Consider the following 26099-nt stretch of genomic DNA (forward strand, 5'->3'; position numbering starts at 1 on the left):
ACAATTCCTGTCGGGTATTAATCCAAGTGACAAAGATAAACGTGATCGCGTTGCTGACTCATATTGCAGCGGTAATGGGCTAAATTGTTTTGAACCTGAATATTTTTCAGCATGGTACGAGAGTGAATAGAAAACAGACCATTGGGGTGGACAGTATCGCCGGTTTCCTGAATAACCCCGCTAACAGGTTGCCCGTGCTCATCTTTGAGAAAACCGCTGTAAAGCAGATTCAATGTGATATCGGCCTTGCTGGAAAATACTTGCCCAGGATGGGCGCGAGCAATATTGACGGGTAACTGAATATTCATATCCAGGTCATTGCGTTCGGTATGTGTTTGTACAAAGAAACGGTCCTGATAGCGTGGGATCGGTATAGCATAAATACCACTGCCGGTTATTGGATGACCTTCCGCATTGAAACTATATGGAGTGCCAGCCAGATCAGGTGTTTCTATCAGTAATGCGGTTCCGCTGTAGCTGCTGCGGCCTAATGCCATGCCTTGTGGGCTGACGGCCAGCATGCCGCTATAACTGATGCTGCCATTGGCTATCTTGTTATCAATCCCCATTCGTGCCGATACATCACCACGGCTGCCACTGCGATGAGCAAAGCTGCCGATGCTGGATATTTTCCCACTGACACTGCCATCAATACCCAAGGTACTGGTGCCATAGTTATCGTTAAATTCTTTTTGATAACTGGCACTGGTAACCAACCGTTGCTGATCATAGGCACTGTTGATGCTGGCGCTGCTTTTGAGAAAGGAGAGTGTGGTATTAAGAAATACACCGTAATTATTCTGGCTATTCCATTGCCCGCCTTTTTGTACACCAAGGGACAGCGCAAGGCTATATTGCGGCCGTCGCCAGTCCCAGCGGCTTTGGATACGATGTTGTTGGCTGGTGTTAAATTGATTGAATTGATAGCTCAGTTGGACCGGCCCCAATTGGCGGTTATAAGAAGCTGATGTGTTACCTGCATTTGGTGCGTATATAGACACATCTGGTGTTTGATAATGGGATACAGATGCATATCCTAGTACGGTGCTTCCGCCGGCTATGCGCAGATATCCTCCATCGCGTTTTTCGCCAGACATCACGCCCAGAGTAGGGGTAAGGTCGAGATCGGAAAAAATAAATGGGCGCGAAATATTCCCTTCTGCTGCCCAGTGGCTGGCGTTATCTTTGAGCAGCGTGATATTCGCTTGCACGCTTTGCAGGTTCATACTGCGACCAAACTGCATCAGGTGGGGAGAGCTATGGCTACGCGCCATTCCTTTACCCATGGTTAGGAACCAGCCATTATTGGTTTGAGTGCTAATATTACTGATGGTTTGGTTTTCCTGGCTGACGACTTTCCCAGTACGATTGACTAACCGGATCTCCACGTTGTAGTAGCCGCCGGGAAGTTGGTTGTAATCAATTTCATTACGGCCTAGTTGAGCAGGGATTCGGCGGATAAGTTGGCTATCGCGATAGATTTCAAAATCGCCATCGCTGGTAGCATATAGCACTAAGCTGCCTGCGGAGGGCTGACTAATAACCAAATAACTTTGGCTACCCAGCGTCACGAATTGGTTTAAAGCAGGATTAATCAGGGTATGAATGCTGCCAGCACTGTTATCCAGATTATTTTGTCTACCAGCCCGTAGGTAGAGCGCTTGGAAGTTCTTTTGCAAGTACCAACTATCGATACCCATTTGAGTTTGTTGCTGATATTGAGACTGGTGTGTGGAGTGATAGCTGTTCTTTGAACGGGTGGTGTTATAAAACCAATTGGCAAAGCCAAAAGATTGAAAAGGTAGACCGATATATCCTTGCCCACGGCCTGAAATAGCGCGGTAATTTTCTGCGGTCATCCGTAGGTCAATGGTCTGATTATGGACCAAGCCCCACGTGGTGACGGGCATCAAATAACGGTTGCTGTTATCGTTTATTGTTACAACATTATTGACCTTATCTACGGTGACTCGATGGTTAGATAAGAGATAATCGCAGCCATTCTTGCATTGCAAATAAGGGATTTGGGATAAAATATTTTCTAATAGAATAATTGATTTTTCATCAATGTGGTTATTGCGATATTGTTGTTGATCAAAACTTAACTGCTGTTTTTTTTCCGAGAAAAAAAATGGGCGAGGTAATGTTTTACCGTCTAATATTCCCAGTAATTGCAGCGCTTCACCTTCTTTCACCGTAGAAAAACCAGCGGGTACTAAGTATTCGATCGTTATCTCTTCTGCCTGTGCTGAAATAATTGTAGTGAGTAATAAAACAAGTAAAGTGGCCTTATTAGTTATTAGTTATTAGTTATTAGATTATTTGTCATAGGATTCCATTCCACTGTTAACTACTATTGCGATATGCCGTCTCCATTTGAATAATATATTTCTATGTTAATGGTTCTGGTTACACCATTACGTTATATTTTTGGTTCAAAGGAGCATGCAGCCAGGAGTTTACCCCCTGACTGTATGTGTTAATAATAAGGAAATTATAATGTTTTACTGAGTTATGCAGCTGTTTCAATAACTAGATTAAGTGTGCCAGTGTATACTTCGGCAGACTTAAGTCCGTTGCCTTTTACGATAATGTTTAGAGTGGTATCGAGTACTGAGTTAGTTAAGGGGAACATTGCGGTACCACCACCAAGCCCAACATTAGCAGCGCCATTCAGCATCGTATTACCTATAGTTACGACAGGGGTAGATGGTATTTTTGAACCATTGTTAGACACTAAATCAAATGGTTTTCCAAGGCCAATACGAACTTTACTGTCGCCATTAGATTCTACTCGGATGTTCTCTGTCGCCTTGTATGAGTTCATGGCGGAGTCTAGGCTAAGTTTAATTAAATTCAGTTCGTCACCATTTGATTTGGAAAATTTAACTATTTGAGGTACTTCTAATTCAACCATGATTTCTTTCGTTAATGCAGGTTTGAAATATACATTCTGATCAGACTGATTCATGCTCTGAATACCTTGAGTTTGAGCATTATTTATACCAGATTGTAAACTTGTCATTACATTCGCATTGGCGCTAACACTGGTGGTTAATATCGCCATGGTAACAATAGAAAGTAGCGTCTTTTTCATTATTAAATACCTGATAGTCCGTTATGTATAAAATCCTTATCCAAATGGAAAGGAATTAATGATGCTTGTGGCTTTTATGGTGATGATAATGAGGGCGTTAAAATCATGTTAATACACTTCCACATAAGCCGAAAAGAACACTAACATTTAAAATGGTATTTTTTCAAGTAAGAGTTAGTCCTATTTTATAATTGTGGTTTTGTTGTATTTCATAATGTTATGAATGTCTTTGTTTATATTTCCAGCCTTTATATTTAATGGTTTTTTTGTTTTAATTTATAGGTTGCATTATAGTTTTATTAATTTTCATTTAATGATTGGTTTTATTTTATTAGTTGATGGTGTTATTTCTGTTGTTAATTTATCTGATGTTTTGCGTTAATTTTTATGTCATTTTTCTGTCACGTTAAAGTTATATTTCTGTCATGAAACGGTGTCATGTTTGCTTGCGAACAAAAACTGATTTATTTCGCTCACTTGTCCACAGTAATTCATTGATGTGAGCCATACAGATTTATTCAGGGGCCAGATATGTTTAATAAAACCATTCGTAAAACATCGCTTTGCATTGCGCTGACATTGGCGTTTAGCGCCAATGCGATGGCAGTGACTGAAATCCCTTTCTGGCATTCTATGGAAGGGGAGTTAGGTGTAGAAGTTAATTCATTAGCTGACCGATTTAACCAGTCCCATAGCGACTATAAAATTGTGCCTGTTTATAAAGGGAACTACGAGCAGAGCTTGGCGGCTGGGATTGCAGCATTCCGCTCCGGTAAAGCCCCCGCGATTTTGCAGGTATATGAAGTGGGTACTGCCACCATGATGGCCAGCAAGGCGATTAAGCCAGTATTCCAAGTATTTAAAGATGCCAATATCAAATTTGATGAGTCCGTGTTTGTACCAACAGTAGCCGGTTATTACACCGATGCCAAAACCGGCCACTTATTATCTCAACCATTTAACAGTTCCACTCCTGTGTTGTACTACAACAAAGATGCCTTTAAGAAAGCGGGGCTGAACCCGGATCAGCCGCCAAAAACCTGGCAGGAACTGGCTGCGGATACTGCAAAACTGCGTGCTGCGGGTTCAAGCTGTGGGTACGCCAGCGGCTGGCAGGGTTGGATTCAAATTGAAAACTTCAGTGCCTGGCACGGTCAACCTATTGCCAGCCGTAACAATGGCTTTGATGGCACTGATGCGGTACTGGAATTCAATAAGCCAGTACAGGTTAAGCACATCCAGTTGCTGGCAGATATGAATAAAAAAGGCGATTTCACCTATTTTGGCCGCAAAGATGAGTCCACTGCCAAGTTCTATAACGGTGATTGTGCCATTACCACTGCTTCTTCAGGTTCCCTTGCGGATATTCGCCATTACGCCAAATTTAACTATGGCGTTGGCATGATGCCTTACGATGCGGACGAAAAAAATGCACCACAAAATGCCATTATCGGCGGTGCTAGTCTCTGGGTGATGGATGGCAAAGATAAAGATACTTACAAAGGTGTAGCTGAATTCCTGCAATACTTGGCTCAACCGGAAATTGCTGCTGAATGGCATCAGAAGACGGGTTACCTACCAATTACGACGGCAGCCTATGAGCTGACTAAACAGCAAGGTTTCTATGATAAGAACCCAGGTGCTGATGTAGCGACTCGCCAGATGTTGAACAAACCGCCATTGCCATACACCAAAGGTTTGCGTTTGGGCAACATGCCACAGATTCGCACCGTGGTAGATGAAGAGCTGGAAGGGGTGTGGACCGGTAAGAAAACGCCTCAAGCTGCGTTGGATGGTGCCGTTAAGCGCGGTGATGTGCTACTGCGCCGCTTTGAACAAGCGAATAAATAAGGTTACTTGGCTACCTGGCTTGCCCGTTTGGGAGCGCTGTCTGCACCCAAACGGCCTGCGCCAGTAACGGCAAATAGCGTTGTACAGTATTGAGTTAGGACGCCACATTTTTGATTAGCACTCTGGTGTTATCAATACGTCGTCGGATAAACGGTTAATTTTATGTCATCTTCCCGTCCCGGTTTTTCCTGTAGTTGGTTGCCTTACCTGCTGGTATTGCCCCAATTGGTCATTACCGCTGTTTTCTTCCTCTGGCCTGCGGGTGAGGCGCTGTGGTACTCAGTACAAATGTTAGATCCCTTCGGTCTCTCCAGTGAGTTTGTTGGGCTGAGTAACTTTATTCAGCTTTTTCAAGATGAATATTATTTGGCTTCGTTTTATACCACGCTGATTTTTAGCTCGCTGGTGGCCGGTATTGGTTTGATTGTTTCGCTGTTTCTGGCTGCCATGGTGGATTATGTTCTGCGTGGTAGCCGTATCTATCAAACCTTAATGATTCTGCCGTATGCGGTGGCCCCTGCTGTCGCTGCCGTATTGTGGATTTTCCTGTTCAATCCGGGGCTGGGGTTGATAACACATTTCCTTGCCACATTGGGTTACAACTGGAACCACGCGCAAAACAGCGGGCAGGCCATGTTCTTGGTAGTGTTGGCTTCAGTATGGAAGCAAATCAGCTATAACTTCCTGTTTTTCCTCGCCGCGCTGCAATCTATTCCGCGTTCATTGGTTGAAGCCGCTGCTATCGACGGCGCCGGGCCAGTGCGCCGCTTCTTCAATCTGGTGCTGCCGCTGATTTCACCGGTCAGTTTCTTCCTGCTGGTGGTGAATCTGGTCTATGCCTTCTTCGATACTTTCCCCGTTATTGATGCGGCGACAGGCGGTGGGCCGATGCAGGCCACGACGACCTTGATTTATAAGATTTATCGCGAAGGCTTTGCTGGCCTGGATTTATCGAGCTCTGCCGCTCAGTCGGTGGTGCTGATGTTGCTGGTGATTGGCCTGACGGTTATCCAGTTCCGCTTTGTTGAACGTAAGGTGCGTTACCAATGATAGAGAATCGTCGCGGGCTGGATATCTTTTGTCACGTCATGCTGATTATCGGCGTGTTACTGATCTTATTCCCACTGTATGTGGCTTTTGTTGCCGCGTCGCTAGATGACACCCAAGTGTTTCAGGTACCGATGACTCTGATACCTGGGCCTTATTTGTGGCAGAACATTAGTCACATCTGGCATGCCGGAGTGGGGAATAACAGTGCACCGTTCGGGTTGATGTTGTTTAACAGTTTTGTGATGGCGTTTGCGATTACTGTTGGCAAAATCACCGTGTCGATGTTGTCTGCTTATGCCATCGTTTACTTTCGCTTCCCGCTACGTAACCTGTTTTTTTGGTTGATTTTCCTGACACTGATGCTGCCGGTGGAAGTGCGTATTTTCCCAACAATTCAGGTGATTGCGAACCTGAATATGCTCGACAGTTATACCGGTTTGACCCTGCCGCTGATGGCGTCAGCTACCGCAACGTTCTTATTCCGCCAGTTCTTTATGACCTTACCGGATGAGCTATTGGAAGCGGCGCGTATTGATGGTGCCGGGGCGATGCGCTTTTTTTGGGATATCGTATTGCCACTGTCTAAAACCAATTTGGCCGCACTGTTTGTTATTACTTTTATCTATGGTTGGAACCAATATCTTTGGCCAATTCTGATTACCAGCGATGCCTCTATGGGCACTGCGGTGGCTGGGATAAGGAGCATGATCTCTAGCTCAGGTGCGCCAACCCAATGGAATCAGGTGATGGCAGCGATGATCCTGACTTTAATTCCACCGGTCGCGGTGGTCCTTCTGATGCAGCGTTGGTTTGTACGCGGCCTGGTAGATAGTGAGAAGTAATCTGATATGGCATGTTTAAAACTTCAGGCAGTAACCAAATCTTATGACGGCATCACGCCGGTGATTAAACAAATTGATTTAGATGTTGCCGACGGTGAATTTATCGTGATGGTTGGCCCCTCCGGTTGTGGTAAATCAACGCTGCTGCGTATGGTTGCTGGATTGGAGCGCACCACCAGTGGTGATATCTATATTGATAATCAGCGGGTTACCCATCTTGAACCCAAAGATCGTGGCATCGCGATGGTGTTTCAGAACTACGCGCTGTATCCCCACATGAGTGTGTTTGACAACATGGCTTATGGCCTAAAAATTCGTGGTTTTGGCAAAGAGCAGATCCGCCAGCGAGTGGATGAAGCCGCACGTATTCTGGAGCTGCAACCGCTACTAAAACGCAAACCGCGTGAACTATCTGGCGGTCAGCGGCAGCGGGTGGCAATGGGGCGGGCCATTGTGCGTGAACCGGCGGTTTTCTTGTTTGATGAGCCTCTTTCTAATCTGGATGCTAAGCTGCGGGTGCAGATGCGCCTTGAGCTGCAACAGTTGCACCGCCGGCTAAAAACCACCAGTCTGTATGTGACTCATGATCAGGTTGAGGCGATGACATTGGCTCAGCGGGTGATTGTGATGAACAAAGGTGTGGCGGAGCAAATTGGTACGCCAAGCGAGGTTTACCAACGGCCTGCGACACTGTTTGTGGCCAGTTTTATCGGCTCGCCTGCGATGAATTTGTTAGCCGGAACCGTCAGCCCGGATGGCGGTGCGTTTATTTTATCTGATGGCCTAACTCTACCGTTGGAATTGCCACGGCCACAATGGGCGGATCGGCGCTTGACCCTGGGTATCCGCCCGGAGCATATTCAGCAGGCAACTTCGGCGCAGGGCATTGCGATGCCACTATTAACGCTGGAGTTGTTGGGTGCAGACAATCTGGCCCATGGTCAGTGGGGGGGGCAGAGTGTTATTGCCCGCCTATCCCATGAGGAAATGCCTGCGGTGGGTAGTACATTACATTTATATTTACCGCCAACGGCGCTGCACTTTTTTGATTCAGATAGCGGACTACGGATGGAATCATGAGTAAAAACTGGCCTTACCCTTCGATCGTCGCTCACCGTGGTGGCGGTTCACTGGCACCGGAAAATACCTTGGCAGCCATTGATGTTGGCGCTCGTCATGGTCACAAGATGATTGAGTTTGACGTCAAATTATCGCAAGACGGCCAGATCTTTCTATTGCATGACGACACGTTGGAACGCACCAGTAACGGCTGGGGAGTTGCCGGCGATTTGCCGTGGGAAAAACTTTTTCAGTTAGATGCCGGAGACTGGTATAGCACGGCATTTCGTGGTGAGCGCCTGCCCCTTTTATCCGAAGTGGCTGCTCGTTGTGCACAGCATGGTATGGCCGCTAATATTGAGATTAAACCCACCACCGGTGCTGAAATACCCACTGGTCGAGCCATTGCACTGGCTGCCCGCCTGTTGTGGCAAGGTCAGGCGATACCGCCGTTATTGTCCTCTTTTTCGTTTGATGCATTAGCGGCGGCGCAGCAGGCTGCACCTGAGCTACCACGTGGTTTATTGTTGGATAAATGGGATGACAACTGGCAGGCGATGACCCGTCAGTTGGATTGTGTCTCTTTGCACATTAACCACAAACAATTGACTGCGGAGCGAGTGGCGTTACTCAAAGCCGCCGGGTTGCATATTTTGGTCTATACCGTCAACCAACCGGCGCGTGCGCAGGAATTGTTAACGTGGGGCGTTGACTGTATCTGTACTGACCGTATAGATTTGATATGCCCTCGTCCTTGAAGCTACAGGGGGGTTAGCTTGCTGCCTACCTACCTGTAACTCCAATGACTTTGATATAAATAAAACAGGAAACAGAGTAGGTCAGCCATTCTTACATTTACGGGCTGACCTGGCCCGGCTTGACAGGAAGTGAACCATGCCCGCCTTTGTTATTTCGCTCTGGCACCAGATTGTGTTGTCTTCACCGCTATTTGTATTGCTTGCTTTGGGTTACTGTTTGGTACGATTTGGTAAATGGCCCTCTGCCATAACTGATGGCTTGACCCGCTTTGTTTTCTCCCTCGCATTGCCCGCTATGCTGTTTCGTATGATGTGCGATTTCTCTGAGCGCCCAGCGGTGGATGCGCGCCTGCTGATTGCCTTTTTTGGTAGTTGTTTGGTGGTGTTTATTATCGGGCGGGTTGTTGCCAGCCGGATATTTCATCTGGATGGCGTGTCCGGTTCCGTTTTTGCCCTCGGCGGCATTTTCTCTAATAACGTGATGCTGGGCCTGCCTATTGCCACCATTATGTTGGGGGAGAAATCAATCCCAGCAGTGGCGTTGGTTTTGGTGTTTAACGGCCTGATCCTCTGGACATTAGTCACCATCTCCGTGGAGTGGGCGCGCAATGGCTCGCCAACACTGGCGGGCTTTGCGAAAACTGCCCGTAGTGTGCTGACTAACCCTCTGATTATCGGCATTATTTCTGGTACTTTATTCAGCCTGACGGGTCTGCAATTACCGCAGTTTATTGATCAACCCGTAACGATGTTAGGGCAAGTAGCGCCGCCGTTGTCACTGATTGTATTGGGGATGGGGTTGGCAGAATATCGCGTCACGGAAGGCTGGCAAATCAGCAGTGCGATCTGTTTTCTCAAATTGATTGTTCAGCCGATGGTGATTTGGGCATTGGCATGGGCGATGGGCTTGCCAGAGCTTGAAACGCAGGTGGTGGTATTACTGGGATCAATGGCTACCGGTGTGAATGTGTACTTGATGTCACGCCAGTTTAATGTATTGACTGGCCCCGCAGCCGCCAGTTTGGTGATGTCGACGGTCTTGGCCGCAGTCACCACACCATTGATCCTGACTATTATCGGCGTGGGGATGTAACTCTCGGATGATTATTGGAATAGTACCAGAGATGAAGAAAGCTCAATTGGGTTAGATTTGAGCATATGTAAACCTAGTTTATGTAAAGTTGCATGGCTGCTTCCGCTACAATTGCACTTTATCATCTCAATGAGCCAATCTATCGTGTTGTTACTGGTCGTTACCACCATTTTATGGGCATTTTCATTTAGCCTGATTGGCGAATATCTGGCAGGGCAGGTGGATAGCTGGTTCTCTGTGCTGATGCGGGTTGGGCTAGCTGCACTGGTCTTTTTGCCGTTTTTGCGCTGGAAAAACATCCACTGGCGGGTGATTCTGTTGTACATGGCCGTGGGTTCGATTCAGTTAGGTATCATGTACTTGTTCAGCTTCCGTGCGTATCTCTACCTGACGGTCCCGGAATTTTTGCTTTTCACGGTGATGACCCCGCTGTATGTCACCTTGATCTATGATCTACTGCGCCGCCAGCGCCTGCGCTGGGGTTATGCCCTGAGTGCGTTACTGGCTGTAGTTGGGGCGGCTATCATTCGCTACGACCATTTGAGTGAGCATTTTTGGTGGGGATTGTTGCTGGTTCAGGCGGCAAACCTCTGTTTTGCTATCGGGCAAGTGGGCTACAAACGCTTGATGGAAGTCCACCCGATCCCACAGCATGTGGCATTCTCATGGTTCTATATTGGTGCTTTCGCCGTCGCGGTTGTTGCCTGGTTTGCCTTTGGTAACCCACAAAAACTACCCACGACGCAATTGCAGTGGGGCGTATTGGTGTGGTTGGGGGTGGGGGCTTCTGCGTTAGGTTATTTCATGTGGAACTATGGTGCGACACAAGTCGATGCTGGCACCCTGGGTATCATGAATAACGTGCATGTTCCGGCTGGGCTGCTGGTGAACCTGGCTATTTGGCAAGAAAAGCCCCATTGGCCCAGTTTTATCATTGGGGCCATTGTGATAATGGCTTCGCTATGGGTACATCGGCGTTGGGTCGCTCCGCATTCTTTACAAACGGCAGACTCTCGCAAGCGTGTTGCCGGGCCGAACGAATAAAAGCTTCAGTAACCGGTTGGCGCTGCTCTCCATCACGGACGGCGGCGTACAACCGGCTCCATAAACCATTTCCCAGCGTTTTAGTGGTGACCAATCCCTGGCGTTCGAAACTCTCTACCACCCAATGTGGCAGGGCGGCGATCCCCATGCGCGCTGACACCATTTGAATCAGTAGCAAAGTATTATCCACATTCTTTAGAGGTGGATTAACTCCTGCGGGTTGCAGGAAATGCCGCCAGACATCTAACCGTTGCCGCTGCACCGGATAAATCATTAACACTTCTTGTGCTAAATCTTCCGGCTCGATGCGAGCCTTATTGGCTAATGGGTGGTCTGGAGCCAGTACCAGACGCACCTCAAAATCAAACATTGGCGAATAGTGCAAACCACTGCGCGGCAAGATATCTGATGTTAGCACCAGATCCAGCTCCCCTTGCTGCAAGGCGGGTTGAGGATCGAAAGTCACGCCTGATTGGAAGTCCATCGCCACTTGCGGCCAGCTCTTGTGAAAATTGTCTAATGCAGGTGCCAGCCATTGAATACAGCTATGGCACTCGATGGCGATGCGCAGCGCAGTTTGGTGCGGCTCATTGCAGGTTTGCAGTGCCTGTTTAATTTGTGGCAGCACTTGTTCTGCGAGTTGTAACAAGATCTCTCCCTGCGTAGTGAAACGTAGCGGCTGGCTTTTACGCACAAACAGACGAAAGCCAAGGCGTTGTTCCAGATCACTGAACTGGTGAGACAAAGCCGATTGGGTCTGATGAAGTTGTGTTGCTGCCGCCGCCAGCGAGCCGGTATTACGCAAAGCTTGCAGGGTGCGTAAGTGTTTCAGTTCGATCATGAGAGTCCTTCACAGTGACAGTGAACAAAATGCGCTTGTGGATTATACAGTACCTGCTGATTATGGATGTGTAAACATCTGGATGGCTAAATGGGAAATATGACGATGACAATTTTAAATCACACACTGGGTTTTCCGCGTGTAGGTCTGAAACGTGAACTGAAAAAAGCGCAAGAAAGTTACTGGGCAGGCAACTCCACGCAAGAAGAACTGCTCAATGTGGGTCGTGAATTGCGCGCCCGCCATTGGCAACAACAACAGCAAGCAGGTATTGATTTGGTGCCGGTCGGTGATTTCGCGTGGTATGACCATGTATTGACCACCAGCCTGCTGTTGGGCAACGTCCCTGAGCGCCATCAAAATGCGGACGGTTCTATTGATTTGGATACGCTCTTCCGTATTGGCCGTGGCCGTGCACCAACCGGTAAGCCTGCGGCAGCGGCGGAAATGACTAAATGGTTTAACACCAATTATCACTACATGGTGCCAGAATTCCAACAAGGCCAGCAGTTCAAACTGGGCTGGACTCAACTGCTGGATGAGGTGGACGAAGCGCTGGCATTAGGCCACAAAATCAAACCAGTATTGCTGGGTCCAGTAACGTATCTGTGGCTGGGTAAAGTTAAAGGCGAGCAGTTTGACCGCCTCTCTCTGCTGCAAGATATCCTACCGGTGTACCAACAAGTGCTGGCCGAATTAGCGAAACGTGGCATTGAGTGGGTACAGATTGACGAACCTGCACTGGTTCTGGAGTTACCACCAGAGTGGCTGGGCGCTTATCAACAGGCTTATCAGGCGCTGGAAGGCAAAGTTAAATTGTTGCTGACCACCTATTTCGACAGCATCGGCCATAACCTTGACGTTATTCGTGAGTTGCCAGTGCAAGGTCTGCATGTTGATGTGGTTGCGGGTAAAGATGATATTGCTGTTCTGGATGCAACATTGCCAAAAGAGTGGTTGCTATCACTGGGGATAATTAATGGCCGTAACGTGTGGCGTGCTGACCTTAGCAACTGGTTCGAGCGCCTGCAACCACAGGTTAATGGTCGCCCATTATGGTTGGGTAGCTCTTGCTCCTTATTACACAGCCCGATTGATTTAAGTGAAGAAACACGTCTTGATGCAGAAGTGAAAAGCTGGTTTGCCTTTGCTCTGCAAAAATGCGCTGAACTGGCATTATTAACACAAGCATTAAACGCGCCGAGCGAAGCCAAACTGGCCGAGTTAGCTGCGTACAGTGCGCCGATCCGTGCCCGTCAATCCTCCAGCCGTGTTCATAATACGCAGGTGGAGCAACGTCTGGCGGCCATTACTGCGCAAGATATTGAACGCCAACTACCTTATGAAGGCCGCGCTGAAGCGCAGCGTAAGCGCTTTAACTTACCGGCCTGGCCAACCACCACTATCGGCTCATTCCCGCAAACTACTGAGATCCGTGGTCTGCGTCTGGACTTCAAGCAAGGCCGTTTGGATGGGAAAAACTACCGCACAGGTATCAGCGAACATATCAAGCAAGCCATTGCTGAACAGGAGCGTTTAGGTCTGGACGTATTGGTTCATGGTGAAGCAGAACGTAATGATATGGTTGAATATTTTGGCGAGCATCTGGATGGATTCGTATTTACCCAAAATGGTTGGGTGCAGAGTTACGGTTCCCGCTGTGTTAAACCGCCAGTGATTATTGGTGACATCAGTCGCCCGGAAGCGATCACGGTTGAATGGGCCAAATATGCTCAATCTCTGACGGACAAACCAGTAAAAGGTATGTTGACCGGCCCGGTCACTATCCTGTGTTGGTCATTCCCGCGCGAAGATGTTAGCCGTGAAACCATCGCCAAACAAATTGCACTGGCGCTACGTGATGAAGTGGAAGATCTGGAGAAAGCCGGTATTGGTATCATCCAGATCGATGAGCCTGCGCTGCGTGAAGGCTTACCCCTGCGCCGTGCCGATTGGCAAGCGTATCTACAATGGGCCGTTGATGCCTTTAAACTGAATGCGGCTGTCGCGCAGAATGACACCCAGATTCATACTCATATGTGTTATTGCGAGTTTAATGACATCATGGATTCCATTGCTGCGCTGGATGCTGATGTGATTACCATCGAAACCTCTCGTTCAGATATGGAATTGCTCGAATCATTCGAAGATTTTGCTTACCCGAATGAAATTGGGCCCGGCGTTTATGATATTCACTCGCCGAATGTGCCAAGTGTGGAGTGGATTGAAGCATTACTACGTAAAGCCGCTCAACGTATCCCGGCAGAACGTTTGTGGGTTAACCCGGATTGTGGTTTGAAAACGCGTGGCTGGCCAGAAACCCGCCAGGCATTGGCAAACATGGTACTGGCTGCGCAACGTTTGCGTGAAGAACAAGTCTGATGCTATCTCGGTCTAATCGTTAAATTCTGGGCGCATCTCGCGCCCTTTTTATTGCCGTTATTTCACTTCTTCAGATATGGGATTGGCGGTAACACCATGTTGATTAAACCAGTCGAGCATCCGCTGCCAGCCATCCAGTGCGGATTCGGCGTGATAACTTGGGCGGTAGTCAGCATTAAAAGCATGCCCGGCATCTGGATAAACAATGATTTCTGCATCGGCATTTGCTGCACGTAACGCCTGACGCATAGTATCGATATGTTCTTGCGTAATACTGCCATCTTTACCGCCATACAACCCCAGCACCGGAGCACTGAGATCGACTGCGATATCCACCGGAGATTTGGGTAACAGTAAGGTTTTTTCACCGACTAGTTTGCCATACCAAGCCACTGCCGCTTTTAACTGTGGGTTATGGGCCGCATACAACCACGCAATCCGCCCACCCCAGCAAAATCCGGTAATGGCCAGTTTACTGGTATCCCCGCCATGGCGTGATGCCCAATGTGCCGCATGATCAAGATCTACCATAACCTGACGGTCTGGTACTTTACCTACCAGGTTTTTCACTAATGCATTGATATCATCATATTCTTTGGCATCGCCTTGCCGAAAGAACAGCTCAGGGGCAATTGCCAGATACCCCTGTTTCGCTAGTCTGCGGCAGATATCCTGAATATGTTCATGCACGCCAAAGATTTCTTGCACGACAATAACCACCGGATATGGCCCATTTTGTTGGGCCGGTTTAGCAATATAGGCCGGTAATTCATCGCCTTGAGACGGAATGGTGGTTTCCCCGCAGTGAATGCCTTGTTGATCGGTATGGCGGATCGTCGAGGCCAGTGGGTCTACCGCAAGGGTGAAACCGCCTGCCGCCTGCCGGAGAGTCATAAGTTGATCAGTTTTCACTGTAGTCTCCTTGCGATATGAGGAAAAAACTTCTGGTTTAATTACCTATTGCGCCCTGCTTTTTGCTGTTGCCGAGTTTAACTATAGGTAATCTTTGAGATTAATGAGATCAGGTTTTTTGTAATTATAATTTCTGGTGATTCACATCTTGAATTTTATAGCCCAGGCTAATGGTTTGGATAACGCTTAATAATCGATAGACGTTAACGATTTATAGACGCTAGCAATTAACAGCAGGATATTGGTCTATCATTCCTGCTAATAGATAAAATATATTCTTCATACTTGGTATCGCAGTGGTGTTAGCTGCAACTGCAATCAGCTTGGATATAATTGCCATTTTTCGCTATGTTTGTCTGAAAAATAGCCTTAATCGCCTTTATATGTGATTTGAATCACATTTAAAATGTATTTGTGTAACTCATTTCTTTTTGCTAAGTGACCATCATCACGAAATTAAGTGGCGATTTTGAGTAAAGTATTTCTTTGCACCTCCCTACAACATCTCTCATGAAAGAGGAGTCTCACACATGGCTAAATCCGACGTTTTTCACTTGGGCCTGACTAAAAATGATCTGCAAGGGGCGACTCTGGCTATCGTTCCGGGTGATCCGCAGCGTGTTGAGAAAATCGCTAAATTGATGGATAACCCAGTACATCTGGCCTCTCATCGTGAATTTACTTCGTGGCGCGCCGAATTGGATGGCAAAGCGGTGATCGTCTGCTCAACGGGTATCGGTGGTCCATCGACGTCTATTGCGGTTGAAGAACTGGCACAGCTTGGTGTACGGACTTTCCTACGTATTGGTACCACTGGTGCTATTCAGCCACATATTAATGTTGGTGATGTGTTGGTTACCACCGCCGCCGTGCGTTTAGACGGTGCCAGCCTGCACTTTGCGCCGATGGAGTTCCCGGCAGTGGCTGATTTTACCTGTACCACCGCATTAGTTAATGCAGCCAAATCAGTGGGTGCGACTACCCATATTGGCGTGACGGCCTCTTCCGATACCTTCTATCCGGGGCAGGAGCGTTATGACACCTTCTCTGGCCGTGTGGTCAGCCGTTTTAAAGGCTCCATGGAAGAATGGCAATCTATGGGCGTGATGAATTATGAAATGGAATCTGCAACCTTGCTCACCATGTGTGCCAGCCAAGGTTTGCGTGCCGGCATGGTCGCAGGGGTAATTGTAAACCGTACCCAGCAAGAGATCCCAAACGAAGAAACCATGAAAGCGACTGAAAGTGACGCGGTGAAAATTGTGGTAGAAGCGGCGCGTCATTTGATCTAAGACCGCCATCTGAGTTAACAGCGACGATTGGCGAGTCAACAAACTGTCTGTTATCGGGTCAGTCTTCTGGCCCGTTTTTTATTTTTCCGGTTTATCTGCTAAGGTCATCACTCTTATAAAGAACAATAATAAGAGGAAAGTATGACGACAACTGCTCTATCTCATCCCTCCCTAATCCCACTTGATGGCGGTATTAATTTTCGTGATCTTGGCGGTAATCAGGCTGCTGACGGGCGGCGTATCAAGCGCGGATTGCTGTTTCGCTCAGGCGCACTCGACCGCTTAAGTGTGAGAGATTGTGATTTCCTCAGTAGCGGCTCGGTCGCTCAAATTCTTGATTATCGCGATGCCGATGAAGTTCAGGCTAAACCAGATGTGGTGTGGACTGGCGCCAGTTATCACAATATTCCGGCCAACCCGCTGAGCAGTGAAGTCAATGCCAATTTGGAAAAGCTGACTAACGAGACATTAGCGACATTTGATGCCCGTGGTTTTATGTTAGAGCTTTATCGCCGACTGCCTTTTAATAATCAAGCCTATAAACAACTGGTTGGGTTGTTGCAAAATTGCGCATCCCCAGAGCATGCTGCTGCGGGGGTGGTACAACATTGCGCGGTCGGGAAAGACCGTACTGGTATTGGTTCTGCGCTGGTGTTATTTGCCTTGGGGGCCGATGAAGCGACGGTATTGGAAGACTACCTATTGACCGAAACTACTCTGGCCCCTTTCCGTGAGCATATGCTGGCAGAGTTGGCACTCAAACTGAATGACCAAGCGTTAGGGCAATTCGCTTTTGTCTTATCGGCCAAAGAAGAGTTTATTCAAACTGCTCTGCGTAGTATTCAACAGCGTTATGGTAGTCGTGAACAGTGGTTGCAACAGGAGTTCGGCCTGGGTAGCGCTGAGCGCGGGAAGTTACAGTCCTATTTTTTAGAGTAGTCGTTTATCTACCCGCACTCTTGCTGATCTTTATAATATTGAGTCACCACTGGGTGGCTCTTTTTAACCGCTTAATGATACAAACTACCGCTTAACCAGATCGCTGATATTTCTCTTAGGGGCCAGGCGTATGTTAACGCCTGACAAATTCCCTGGAGAGAATGCTCATGCAACATGCGATTACCTTTGTTATCGCTTCAGCGTGTATCCTTATGATCTGCTACCGTTTATACGGTATCTTTTTTGTTCGTAAGGTACTGCGCGTCGATGACAGTGAAGTAACACCTTCCCACACCTTCGAAGATGGTAAAGATTACGTTCCAACTAAAAAATGGGTGAACTTTGGTAGCCACTTTGCGGCAATCGCTGCGGCTGGTCCATTGGTCGGCCCTGTGCTGGCAGCCCAATATGGTTATTTACCTGGGTTTCTGTGGCTGTTGATCGGTTGTGTGATCGGCGGCGCGGTTCACGATACGGTTGTTCTGTTTGCCTCCATGAAGCATCAGGGGAAATCCCTGTCTGAGGTGGCAAAATCAGAGCTTGGCCCTGTTGCTGGCTGGTGTACCGGTCTGGCAATGTTGTTCATCATCACTATTACCATGGCCGGCTTGTCGATGGTTGTGGTACATGCACTGGAACGTAACCCTTGGGGTACTTTCGCTGTGTTCATGACGATCCCTATCGCTATCTGCGTTGGCTTGTGGGAGCGCATGACCGGCAGCATGAAAGGCGCTTCTTATGTCGGTATCGCCGCTATCATGGTGTGTGTATTTGTCGGCCCTTATATTGAAGGAACCTGGTTGGGCGATTGGTTAATGCTGAAAGCTGATACCGTCAGTATCATCCTGCCAATGTACGCTTTCTTTGCGACCGCACTCCCTGTGTGGATGCTATTAACCCCTCGTGGTTACCTTTCCAGCTTTATGAAAATCGGTGTATTCGGTGCGTTGATTGTTGGGGTTGTATTTATTAACCCTGAGATTCAATTCCCGGCATTGACCCAGTTTATTCATGGTGGTGGCCCGGTTCTGGCAGGCCCAGTCTGGCCGTTTATCTCCATTACCATTGCCTGTGGTGCTATTTCTGGTTTCCATGCCTTTATCGGCTCAGGGACAACACCAAAACAGATCGACAAATGGAGTGATATCTTGCCAGTCGGCTTTGGTGCGATGCTGGCGGAATGTATGGTTGGGGTTATGGCCCTGATCGCAGCAACCTCCTTGCATCCTGCTGACTACTTTGCGATTAACTCTTCCGCTGAAGCCTGGAGCATGCTCGGCATGGACGTGGTTAACCTGCCAAAACTGAGCCAGGAAATTGGTCTGGATCTGTATGGTCGTACCGGTGGTGCGGTAACCTTAGCTGTTGGTATGACGGATATCTTCATTCGTGTGCCATGGTTCAGCAGTCTGGCGGCTTACTTCTTCCAATTTGTTGTTATGTTTGAAGCGGTATTTATTCTGACCGCTGTTGACTCCGGCACGCGTGTTGCTCGTTACCTGCTGCAAGACTTCTTGGGTGATATTTGGGCACCACTGAAACGTACTGATTGGTTACCGGGTACATTGGCATGTAGTGTTATTGCCTGTGCTTTGTGGGGTTACCTTCTTAATTCAGGTGATATCAACTCCGTCTGGGCGTTGTTCGGCGTATCAAACCAGTTAATGGCTTCTGTTGGTTTAATCATCGGTGCCACGATTATTCTGCGGTTGGCAACCAAGCGTATTTACATGCTGACCTGTGTTATTCCACTGGCCTATCTGTTTGTGACCGTAAACTATGCCGGTTACTGGATGATCACTCACGTGTATTTCAACTCAGCAGCGAAGGGCTACAATCTGTTCAATGGCATCATCTCGATTATTATGATGACTCTGGGCGTTATTATCCTGATATCAGCACTGAAAAAATGGCGTGAACTGTGGATCCGCCGCTCTGCCGAAATGGCTGGCAATAAAGTGGTGACAGCTAACGCCTGATCTCTCTGATTGATTGCATTAACCTGCATTCCTTGTTACTTGAAGTTGCAGCACAGTGAGTGGCGCTCACTTACACGAATCACTGACTTGAGCCAGATTATCAGGATTCGTTCGTTGGCAGCCGGGCTGTAACAGCAATGACCTTGGGTCTATAAACGGTCGGAATCTTCCGGCCGTTTATTTTTTGTTAAACAAAGATCGCGACACATTGGGTATGCTAATAGCAACTATGTTGCTAACAGAAAAATGCATATGACCCTGAATGATGTCATTACTATCGTTATCGATTTTGTTCGTGAACACGAGGCATGGGCGATTCCTATCGTCTTTATTCTGGCTTTTGGTGAGTCGCTCGTCTTTCTTTCTTTACTGCTACCTGCAACGGTTATCTTGCTCGGATTGGGGGCGCTAATCGGTGAAAGTGGTATCTCTTTCTGGCCAATTTGGGCCGCTGCTGCGGCAGGTGCTTTCTTTGGCGACTGGCTCTCCTATTGGGTTGGTGTCCATTACAAAGACCGAGTCGGCACTCTGTGGCCACTTTCCCGCAATCCTCAGTTACTCGTTCGTGGCCATGCATTCTTTGAGCGTTGGGGATTCTTTGGCGCGTTTATTGGCCGTTTCTTTGGCCCACTCCGTGCAGTTGTCCCTTTGGTTGCCGGTATCTGTACTATGCCAAAGTTCTATTTTCAGTTAGCCAATATCACTTCCGCTATAATTTGGGCCTTCGGTATTCTGGCTCCAGGTGCGTTCGGCATTCAATGGCTATCTCACTGGATAGATTAAGTCAGTAAGTGGCACGTCGCTCGTCAATGGATAGCTGTTTTAACCTATTTTGGGTCGCAAGGTGAGCGTTTTTTTGACTGTGTGTTATTTGTGCGCACAGCTTCGCAAGATAGCATGTAACGGAAAAACACTCTGGACATCCATACAGTATCCCCTTACCTTGACTGACAATAGGTTAATGGGGAGATAACCGTGGATATCAGTTTATTTTATGGGCTGGCGGGTTGCCTTATCGGTGGTCTTATTGGTTGGCTAATTGCCAGCTTGTACCAGCAGCGGAATAAAGCGCAGCAGGATATAGAACGGCGATTACTAGAGCAGGCCTTACAGCAGACACAGCAGGGTTCTGTCGAGCTACAGGCTGTTTTACAGCGTAACGAACAGCAATTACGGCAAGGTGAATTGGAACAACGTAATTTGCACAGCCAATTGGCGGCAAATGCTGAAAAACTGCAACAGTTGGCCCATTGGCGTAATGAATGTGATCAACTCAATCAAGAACTCCGCGCTCAAAGAGAAGTGAATAGCGCCCAAGAGGCGGAACTGCGCGAAGTCACTATCCGCCTGGAAGAAACGCGTCTGACTAGCGAGGAAAAACAGCGACTCCTCATTAACAGTGAACAGCGGCTGACCACACAATTCGAAAATCTGGCGAACCGCATCTTTGAACAAACTGGCCGTCGTGCGGACGAACAAAATAAACAAAGTCTGGACAGCCTATTACTGCCTTTACGGGAACAGTTGGATGGTTTCCGCCGTCAGGTTCAGGATAGCTTTGGACAGGAAGCCAGGGAGCGCCACACGCTGACCCATGAAATACGCAGTCTGCAACAATTGAATGCTCAAATGGCGAGGGAAGCACTAAACCTGACTAAGGCACTGAAAGGTGATAATAAAACGCAGGGGAACTGGGGTGAAGTCGTTCTGGCTAAAGTGCTTGAAGCTTCGGGGCTGCGTGAAGGTTATGAGTATCAAACGCAGGTGAGTGTAAAGCTTGATAGCAACAGCCGTATGCAGCCAGATGTCATTGTGCGCCTACCTCAGGGTAAAGATGTGGTGATTGACGCTAAAATGTCGTTGGTTGCATATGAACGCTATTTTAATAGCGAAGATGACGCAGAGCGGGAAGTCGCGCTGAATGAGCATTTATCGTCGCTGCGCGCCCATATTAGAATGTTGGGCCGTAAGGATTACCAGCAACTTCCGGGATTGCGGTCGCTTGATTATGTACTGATGTTCATTCCGGTTGAACCTGCTTTTCTGGTGGCCATTGACCGCCAGCCAGAGTTGATAAGTGAAGCACTACAGCACAATATTATGTTGGTTAGCCCGACAACATTGCTGGTGGCTTTGCGGACTATTACCAATTTATGGCGTTACGAACATCAAAGTCAGAATGCACAGCGTATTGCCGATAAAGCCGCCAAACTCTACGACAAGTTGCGCTTATTTGTTGATGACATGGAATCATTGGGGCAAAGCCTCGATAAAGCGCACCTAAGTTATCGTCAGGCAATGAACAAACTGTCGCAAGGCCGTGGTAACCTGATTGGGCAAGTAGAAAGTTTTCGCACACTGGGGGTCGAGGTAAAACGGCCTATTAGCCCATTACTGGCGGAAAGAGCCAGTGCTGAGCATCAACCAGAAGGCGATTTAGCGCTATCCGATGATGTTGAGTCAGAGACATATCCAAAGCAATCAGGATTACAGTAAGGCAACATGAGTGGCACCGCTGAGTTGACTTAAAATCAGTGAGTTGAGTGAGAGCCGTCAATGCCGCTGTCTCCTTGTGAGAGAAGGGTTTCAATGATTTGGCACCGCTGAAGTATCAGGGTTAGTTGCATGTTCCTCTTATGTATGATGTTGAGAAGACTGCGAATAAGTAGTTACCTTAATACCAGGTGAGGTGGGGCTTTCATCGGAGTTCTGGTACAATTCCTCGAAAGATTGACTGAAAAGCAGGCACAGAAAATGGTAGATCAGGAGAAGGAAACCACTCATTTTGGTTTCCGCACCGTAGCCAAAGAACAGAAAGAAGGCATGGTGGCAGAAGTATTTCATTCCGTAGCGGCCAAATATGATCTGATGAATGACCTGATGTCATTCGGCGTTCACCGTATTTGGAAGCGTTTTACCATTGACTGTAGTGGCGTTCGGCGCGGTCAACGGGTATTGGATCTCGCAGGTGGTACCGGAGATTTAACGGCCAAATTCTCTCGCCTTGTGGGTGAGCAGGGTGAAGTAGTTTTGGCTGATATCAACGAATCTATGTTGCGTATGGGTCGAGAAAAGCTACGTGACAAAGGCATTGTTGGTAATGTCAGTTATGTGCAAGCTAACGCAGAGGCTTTACCTTTCCCTGATAATTACTTTGATTGCATTACCATTTCATTCGGCTTGAGAAATGTGACCGAAAAAGAAAAGGCTCTGCGCTCTATGTTTCGGGTATTGAAGCCCGGTGGTCGTTTGTTAGTTCTCGAATTCTCCAAACCACTGCTCGAGCCTTTGAGCAAAGCCTATGATGCTTATTCCTTCCATATTTTGCCCAAAATTGGCGAACTTGTGGCTCAGGACTCTGAAAGTTACCGTTATTTAGCGGAATCTATTCGGATGCACCCGGATCAAGAAACACTGAAAGGCATGATGATAGATGCCGGGTTTGAAAACGTAACCTATTCCAATTTAACCGGTGGCATTGTTGCGTTACATCGGGGCTTTAAGTTTTAACAGGAATATGGCTATGCCGCTAAAATCACTGATATTTAAATCCTTCTCACTGAAACCGATGTTGCTGTCGCAACTCATTACTGCCGCGATAGAAACGTCATTAAACAGTGTGCTATTTCGCGATAAAAGCATGAAGACAGCACGTTTACGCTTGGTGGGGAAAGTCCTGCGTATCGAGTTACGTGAGATCAATTTTCCTTTGCTGCTGGTATTCAGTGAGCGGCAGGTTGACGTGTTAAGTCAATGGGATGGTGATGCGGATTGCATAGTTAAAACCGAAGTTGCTGTGCTGGCAAAACTGCGGGATCGCCAGCAACTTTCACCTTTGATGCGTAGCGGTGAACTGATTGTCGAAGGCGATATACAGGTGGTTCAGCAACTTGTCGCACTTTTGGATCTCGCTGAGTGGGATCCGGCAGAGTGGCTGGCACCTTATATCGGTGATATTGCAGCGGAAACTATCGGGCAGGCGGTGCATAAAAGTAGCCATTTTCTCAGTGGACAATTGCGGCAACAGCAGCACTATCTGGCTGAAGCCATAACCGAAGAATGGAAAATGGCTCCAGCACCGCTGGAAGTGGTGTGGTTTAACGAAGAGGTTGATGCCACTGTTCGTGCAACTGAGGCATTAAATGCCAGATTGGCAACCATGGAGAAAAAACAATGACGCCAGGAGAACTTCGGCGCCTGTATCTAATTATTCGGGTTTTCTTGAGCTATGGGTTAGATGAGTTAATCCCGAATATCCGCCTGACGCTGCCACTACGTCTTGGCCGTCATCTGTTTTTCTGGTTGCCGAATCGAAATAAAGATAAGCCATTGGGTGAGCGCTTACGCCTTGCCTTGCAGGAATTAGGGCCCGTTTGGATCAAATTTGGTCAGATGATGTCCACTCGCCGTGATCTCTTCCCACCGGCAATTGCTGATCAACTCGCTCTGTTACAAGACCGGGTTGCTCCATTTGATGGTGCGCTTGCGCGCAAGCATATTGAAATAGCGATGGGTGGCCCACTAGAAACCTGGTTTGACGATTTTGATCAGCAAGCACTCGCCTCTGCCTCAATTGCTCAGGTACATACGGCGCGTTTAAAAGAGAATGGTCAGGAAGTGGTTCTTAAAGTGATTCGTCCTGATATCTTGCCGATTATCAAAGCAGACGTGCGCTTGATGTACCGGTTGGCGGGCTGGGTACCCAAATTATTGCCTGATGGCCGTAGATTGCGTCCACGCGAAGTGGTGCGTGAATACGAAAAAACGCTGTTGGATGAGCTGAACCTGCTGCGTGAGGCAGCTAATGCTATTCAATTACGTCGTAATTTTGAAGACAGCCCAATGCTCTATATTCCCGAAGTTTATTCTGATTATTGCCGGGAAAGTGTATTGGTGATGGAGCGTATTTACGGCATTCCGGTATCTGATATTGCGGCTTTAGAAGACCAAGGCACCAATATGAAGTTGCTGGCCGAACGTGGGGTTCAGGTCTTCTTCACCCAAGTTTTTCGTGACAGTTTCTTCCATGCAGATATGCATCCAGGGAATATTTTTGTCAGCTATGAGCATCCTCATGATCCACTTTATATCGGTATTGACTGCGGTATTGTTGGCTCACTGAATAAAGCGGATAAGCGTTATTTGGCCGAAAACTTTATTGCTTTCTTTAATAGGGACTATCGGCGGGTTGCTGAATTGCACGTTGATTCAGGTTGGGTTCCCCGTGATACCAATGTTGAGGATTTTGAGTTCGCTATCCGTACTGTTTGTGAACCTATTTTTGAAAAACCACTGGCTGAAATATCATTCGGGCATGTGTTGTTGAATCTCTTTAACACTGCGCGCCGCTTTAACATGGAAGTGCAGCCACAGTTGGTTCTGTTGCAAAAAACCTTATTGTATGTCGAAGGCTTAGGGCGTCAGTTATATCCTCAGCTTGATCTCTGGACAACAGCGAAACCGTTCCTGGAAAGTTGGCTGCGGGATCAAGTCGGTCTGCCTGCTGTGATCCGGGCATTGAAAGAAAAAGCGCCTTTTTGGGCAGAAAAATTCCCTGAGTTGCCTGAACTGGTTTACGACAGCTTGCAGCAACATAAATTTTTACAGCAAAGTGTTGATAAACTGACGACTCAGATGCAAGGTCAGCAACAACGTCAGGGGCAGTCACGGTATTTGTTCGGCGTTGGCGCTACACTGTTAGTCAGTGGTACCATTTTATTTTTGGCTGATGCGGTAGAGATCTCTGCGGGGTTCATGATCGCAGGTGTGTTGGCCTGGTTTGTCGGTTGGCGACGAACCAGCTAATTTATTTATTGCTAAGAGTACCAGTTAATAGACTAGAGCCTGGCCTAGGCGTTATGTCTGAGTGTTATGTAAAAGTTGTTCAAGAAGTCATTCATTAGTTAAAAAACGTTATGCGTGAGTTCAAAATGCGGTAAGTTAGATTAGTATCCAAAGGGGTTGTATGGCGTATAATGCGGCCCTCTGTGGAATAACCCCTGTAATATAGAGGTGAATGTGATGGGCGGTATAAGTATTTGGCAGTTGTTAATCATTGCCGTGATTGTTGTTCTGTTGTTTGGTACTAATAAACTGCGGACTTTGGGGTCAGATCTGGGTGCATCCATCAAAGGTTTTAAAAAGGCAATTGGTGATGATCCACAGACTCCTCCAACTAACGTTGATAAAACCAGCAACGATGCTGATTTTGCAAAATCAATTACTGAAAAACAGCAGCCGGTAGTTAAAGCTGAAGAGTCTAAGAGTCACGACAAAGAGCAGGGATAAGCTGTGTTCGACATCGGGTTTAGTGAGCTGCTGCTGGTACTCGTGATCGGCTTGGTCGTACTTGGGCCGGAAAGATTACCGGTTGCTGTAAGAACGGTGGCCGGTTGGATTCGTACACTGCGTTCACTGGCGGCAACAGTGCAAAACGAGTTGGCACAAGAACTTAAGATACAAGAGTTGCAAGACAGTCTAAAAAAAGCAGAGCAGGTTGGCTTGCAGAATCTGACACCAGAGCTGAAAGCTTCGATGGATGAACTTAAAGAAGCTGCAGAAGCGCTGAAACGTTCTTATCATTCTGACGTTAGTTCACCAGCACCACATACTATCCATAATCCGCTGGTGACTGAACCGGAAGCGATTCATGATGGTGCCACACCTGCTGAGTCAGCAACTCAAGCTTCGGCATTACCGCAAGTTCCTGATGTCGATAATATGGGTACGTCGGTTACAGTTAAAGCTAAAGCTAACGTTGAAATTGCACCTGCTAGCGTTGAGAAACCCGTAGTTCAGGTTGAGGAATCTGTTAAGCCTGTTTCTATTGTCGCCGTGGATCCTGTGACTGTTACGAATCCACCCGTAACTAAGGTCAAAACTACCGCAACTGACTCCCATAGCACTGATTCATTCAGTGCTGAACAACCTCGAACTCACCAACCTGGCGGCGATCGGTAA

22 protein-coding genes are annotated in these 26099 nt (G+C 47.6%); 18 read left to right on the plus strand and 4 right to left on the minus strand.

Annotated elements, in window-relative coordinates; all coding sequences use genetic code 11:
* Positions 1-17 precede the first annotated feature (17 nt).
* Entirely contained in the window at positions 18-2300 is a 2283-nt protein-coding gene (locus A6J67_RS04645) for a TcfC E-set like domain-containing protein (RefSeq protein ID WP_105165813.1), read from the minus strand.
* 212 nt (positions 2301-2512) lie between these two features.
* Positions 2513-3097, minus strand: coding sequence for a hypothetical protein (locus A6J67_RS04650; protein ID WP_050297684.1), 585 nt, complete (start codon positions 3095-3097; stop codon positions 2513-2515).
* A gap of 531 nt (positions 3098-3628) precedes the next feature.
* Between A6J67_RS04650 and ugpB the strand changes: the two genes are divergently transcribed.
* The 7 genes from ugpB (at position 3629) to A6J67_RS04685 (ending at position 10794) form a co-directional block, all read left to right on the plus strand.
* Positions 3629-4948: a sn-glycerol-3-phosphate ABC transporter substrate-binding protein UgpB gene (gene ugpB, locus A6J67_RS04655; RefSeq protein WP_005187907.1), complete on the plus strand. Its 1320-nt coding sequence runs from the start codon at positions 3629-3631 to the stop codon at positions 4946-4948.
* Positions 4949-5110: 162 nt separating this feature from the next.
* The gene (ugpA, locus tag A6J67_RS04660) at positions 5111-5998 is read left to right on the plus strand and encodes a sn-glycerol-3-phosphate ABC transporter permease UgpA (RefSeq protein ID WP_042568949.1); all 888 of its coding nucleotides are present in this window, start codon (positions 5111-5113) and stop codon (positions 5996-5998) included.
* Positions 5995-6840, plus strand: coding sequence for a sn-glycerol-3-phosphate ABC transporter permease UgpE (gene ugpE, locus A6J67_RS04665; RefSeq protein ID WP_032906881.1), 846 nt, complete (start codon positions 5995-5997; stop codon positions 6838-6840). Before ugpA ends, ugpE begins: the two co-directional genes overlap by 4 nt.
* Before the next feature lie 6 nt (positions 6841-6846).
* Entirely contained in the window at positions 6847-7920 is a 1074-nt protein-coding gene (locus A6J67_RS04670) for a sn-glycerol-3-phosphate import ATP-binding protein UgpC (protein WP_005187901.1), read from the plus strand.
* Positions 7917-8657, plus strand: coding sequence for a glycerophosphodiester phosphodiesterase (gene ugpQ / locus A6J67_RS04675; RefSeq protein ID WP_042568950.1), 741 nt, complete (start codon positions 7917-7919; stop codon positions 8655-8657). The genes A6J67_RS04670 and ugpQ overlap by 4 nt, the downstream gene beginning before the upstream one ends.
* A gap of 136 nt (positions 8658-8793) precedes the next feature.
* Complete coding sequence (locus tag A6J67_RS04680) at positions 8794-9750, plus strand: AEC family transporter (RefSeq protein ID WP_005187896.1); 957 nt, start codon at positions 8794-8796, stop codon at positions 9748-9750.
* 144 nt (positions 9751-9894) lie between these two features.
* Positions 9895-10794: a carboxylate/amino acid/amine transporter gene (locus tag A6J67_RS04685; RefSeq protein ID WP_032906902.1), complete on the plus strand. Its 900-nt coding sequence runs from the start codon at positions 9895-9897 to the stop codon at positions 10792-10794.
* Here A6J67_RS04685 and metR read toward each other — a convergent pair.
* Positions 10682-11635, minus strand: coding sequence for an HTH-type transcriptional regulator MetR (gene metR, locus A6J67_RS04690; protein ID WP_032906879.1), 954 nt, complete (start codon positions 11633-11635; stop codon positions 10682-10684). The two genes, A6J67_RS04685 and metR, sit on opposite strands and share 113 nt — an antisense overlap.
* Positions 11636-11740: 105 nt before the next feature.
* On the opposite strand from metR, the gene metE reads away from it, so the two are divergent.
* Positions 11741-14017: a 5-methyltetrahydropteroyltriglutamate--homocysteine S-methyltransferase gene (gene metE, locus A6J67_RS04695; RefSeq protein WP_072088856.1), complete on the plus strand. Its 2277-nt coding sequence runs from the start codon at positions 11741-11743 to the stop codon at positions 14015-14017.
* A gap of 57 nt (positions 14018-14074) precedes the next feature.
* Here metE and A6J67_RS04700 read toward each other — a convergent pair whose 3' ends face one another.
* On the minus strand, positions 14075-14929 hold the full coding sequence (locus tag A6J67_RS04700; RefSeq protein ID WP_050297685.1) for a dienelactone hydrolase family protein: 855 nt from the start codon (positions 14927-14929) through the stop codon (positions 14075-14077).
* A gap of 530 nt (positions 14930-15459) precedes the next feature.
* On the opposite strand from A6J67_RS04700, the gene udp reads away from it, so the two are divergent.
* The 10 genes from udp (at position 15460) to tatB (ending at position 26099) form a co-directional block, all read left to right on the plus strand.
* Positions 15460-16221: a uridine phosphorylase gene (gene udp / locus A6J67_RS04705; RefSeq protein ID WP_005187884.1), complete on the plus strand. Its 762-nt coding sequence runs from the start codon at positions 15460-15462 to the stop codon at positions 16219-16221.
* A 141-nt stretch (positions 16222-16362) separates the two neighbouring features.
* Positions 16363-17160 carry a tyrosine-protein phosphatase gene (locus tag A6J67_RS04710; protein WP_005187881.1) on the plus strand — a complete coding sequence of 266 codons (798 nt, stop codon included), beginning with the start codon at positions 16363-16365 and terminating at the stop codon, positions 17158-17160.
* A gap of 167 nt (positions 17161-17327) precedes the next feature.
* Complete coding sequence (locus A6J67_RS04715) at positions 17328-19139, plus strand: carbon starvation protein A (RefSeq protein WP_032906877.1); 1812 nt, start codon at positions 17328-17330, stop codon at positions 19137-19139.
* A 252-nt stretch (positions 19140-19391) separates the two neighbouring features.
* The gene (locus A6J67_RS04720; RefSeq protein WP_005187875.1) at positions 19392-19922 is read left to right on the plus strand and encodes a DedA family protein; all 531 of its coding nucleotides are present in this window, start codon (positions 19392-19394) and stop codon (positions 19920-19922) included.
* A gap of 192 nt (positions 19923-20114) precedes the next feature.
* Positions 20115-21635: a DNA recombination protein RmuC gene (rmuC, locus tag A6J67_RS04725; RefSeq protein WP_005187872.1), complete on the plus strand. Its 1521-nt coding sequence runs from the start codon at positions 20115-20117 to the stop codon at positions 21633-21635.
* Positions 21636-21893: 258 nt separating this feature from the next.
* On the plus strand, positions 21894-22649 hold the full coding sequence (ubiE, locus tag A6J67_RS04730; RefSeq protein WP_025379853.1) for a bifunctional demethylmenaquinone methyltransferase/2-methoxy-6-polyprenyl-1,4-benzoquinol methylase UbiE: 756 nt from the start codon (positions 21894-21896) through the stop codon (positions 22647-22649).
* 13 nt (positions 22650-22662) lie between these two features.
* Positions 22663-23316 carry a ubiquinone biosynthesis protein UbiJ gene (gene ubiJ / locus A6J67_RS04735; protein ID WP_042568952.1) on the plus strand — a complete coding sequence of 218 codons (654 nt, stop codon included), beginning with the start codon at positions 22663-22665 and terminating at the stop codon, positions 23314-23316.
* Complete coding sequence (gene ubiB / locus A6J67_RS04740; RefSeq protein WP_032906874.1) at positions 23313-24944, plus strand: ubiquinone biosynthesis regulatory protein kinase UbiB; 1632 nt, start codon at positions 23313-23315, stop codon at positions 24942-24944. The genes ubiJ and ubiB overlap by 4 nt, the downstream gene beginning before the upstream one ends.
* A 216-nt stretch (positions 24945-25160) precedes the next feature.
* Positions 25161-25427: a Sec-independent protein translocase subunit TatA gene (gene tatA, locus A6J67_RS04745; RefSeq protein WP_032906873.1), complete on the plus strand. Its 267-nt coding sequence runs from the start codon at positions 25161-25163 to the stop codon at positions 25425-25427.
* A 3-nt stretch (positions 25428-25430) separates the two neighbouring features.
* Positions 25431-26099: a Sec-independent protein translocase protein TatB gene (tatB, locus tag A6J67_RS04750; RefSeq protein WP_050073991.1), complete on the plus strand. Its 669-nt coding sequence runs from the start codon at positions 25431-25433 to the stop codon at positions 26097-26099.

This window comes from Yersinia sp. FDAARGOS_228, from assembly GCF_002073315.2.
Classification (GTDB): domain Bacteria; phylum Pseudomonadota; class Gammaproteobacteria; order Enterobacterales; family Enterobacteriaceae; genus Yersinia; species Yersinia intermedia.

Bases quoted from the DNA above. Each gene is read 5' to 3' on its own strand.
- A6J67_RS04650 (WP_050297684.1), bottom strand. From the start codon at position 3,097: ATGAAAAAGACGCTACTTTCTATTGTTACCATGGCGATATTAACCACC.
- ugpB (WP_005187907.1), top strand. From the start codon at position 3,629: ATGTTTAATAAAACCATTCGTAAAACATCGCTTTGCATTGCGCTGACA.
- ugpA (WP_042568949.1), top strand. From the start codon at position 5,111: ATGTCATCTTCCCGTCCCGGTTTTTCCTGTAGTTGGTTGCCTTACCTG.
- ugpE (WP_032906881.1), top strand. From the start codon at position 5,995: ATGATAGAGAATCGTCGCGGGCTGGATATCTTTTGTCACGTCATGCTG.
- A6J67_RS04670 (WP_005187901.1), top strand. From the start codon at position 6,847: ATGGCATGTTTAAAACTTCAGGCAGTAACCAAATCTTATGACGGCATC.
- ugpQ (WP_042568950.1), top strand. From the start codon at position 7,917: ATGAGTAAAAACTGGCCTTACCCTTCGATCGTCGCTCACCGTGGTGGC.
- A6J67_RS04680 (WP_005187896.1), top strand. From the start codon at position 8,794: ATGCCCGCCTTTGTTATTTCGCTCTGGCACCAGATTGTGTTGTCTTCA.
- metR (WP_032906879.1), bottom strand. From the start codon at position 11,635: ATGATCGAACTGAAACACTTACGCACCCTGCAAGCTTTGCGTAATACC.
- metE (WP_072088856.1), top strand. From the start codon at position 11,741: ATGACAATTTTAAATCACACACTGGGTTTTCCGCGTGTAGGTCTGAAA.
- udp (WP_005187884.1), top strand. From the start codon at position 15,460: ATGGCTAAATCCGACGTTTTTCACTTGGGCCTGACTAAAAATGATCTG.
- A6J67_RS04710 (WP_005187881.1), top strand. From the start codon at position 16,363: ATGACGACAACTGCTCTATCTCATCCCTCCCTAATCCCACTTGATGGC.
- A6J67_RS04715 (WP_032906877.1), top strand. From the start codon at position 17,328: ATGCAACATGCGATTACCTTTGTTATCGCTTCAGCGTGTATCCTTATG.
- A6J67_RS04720 (WP_005187875.1), top strand. From the start codon at position 19,392: ATGACCCTGAATGATGTCATTACTATCGTTATCGATTTTGTTCGTGAA.
- ubiE (WP_025379853.1), top strand. From the start codon at position 21,894: ATGGTAGATCAGGAGAAGGAAACCACTCATTTTGGTTTCCGCACCGTA.
- ubiJ (WP_042568952.1), top strand. From the start codon at position 22,663: ATGCCGCTAAAATCACTGATATTTAAATCCTTCTCACTGAAACCGATG.
- ubiB (WP_032906874.1), top strand. From the start codon at position 23,313: ATGACGCCAGGAGAACTTCGGCGCCTGTATCTAATTATTCGGGTTTTC.
- tatA (WP_032906873.1), top strand. From the start codon at position 25,161: ATGGGCGGTATAAGTATTTGGCAGTTGTTAATCATTGCCGTGATTGTT.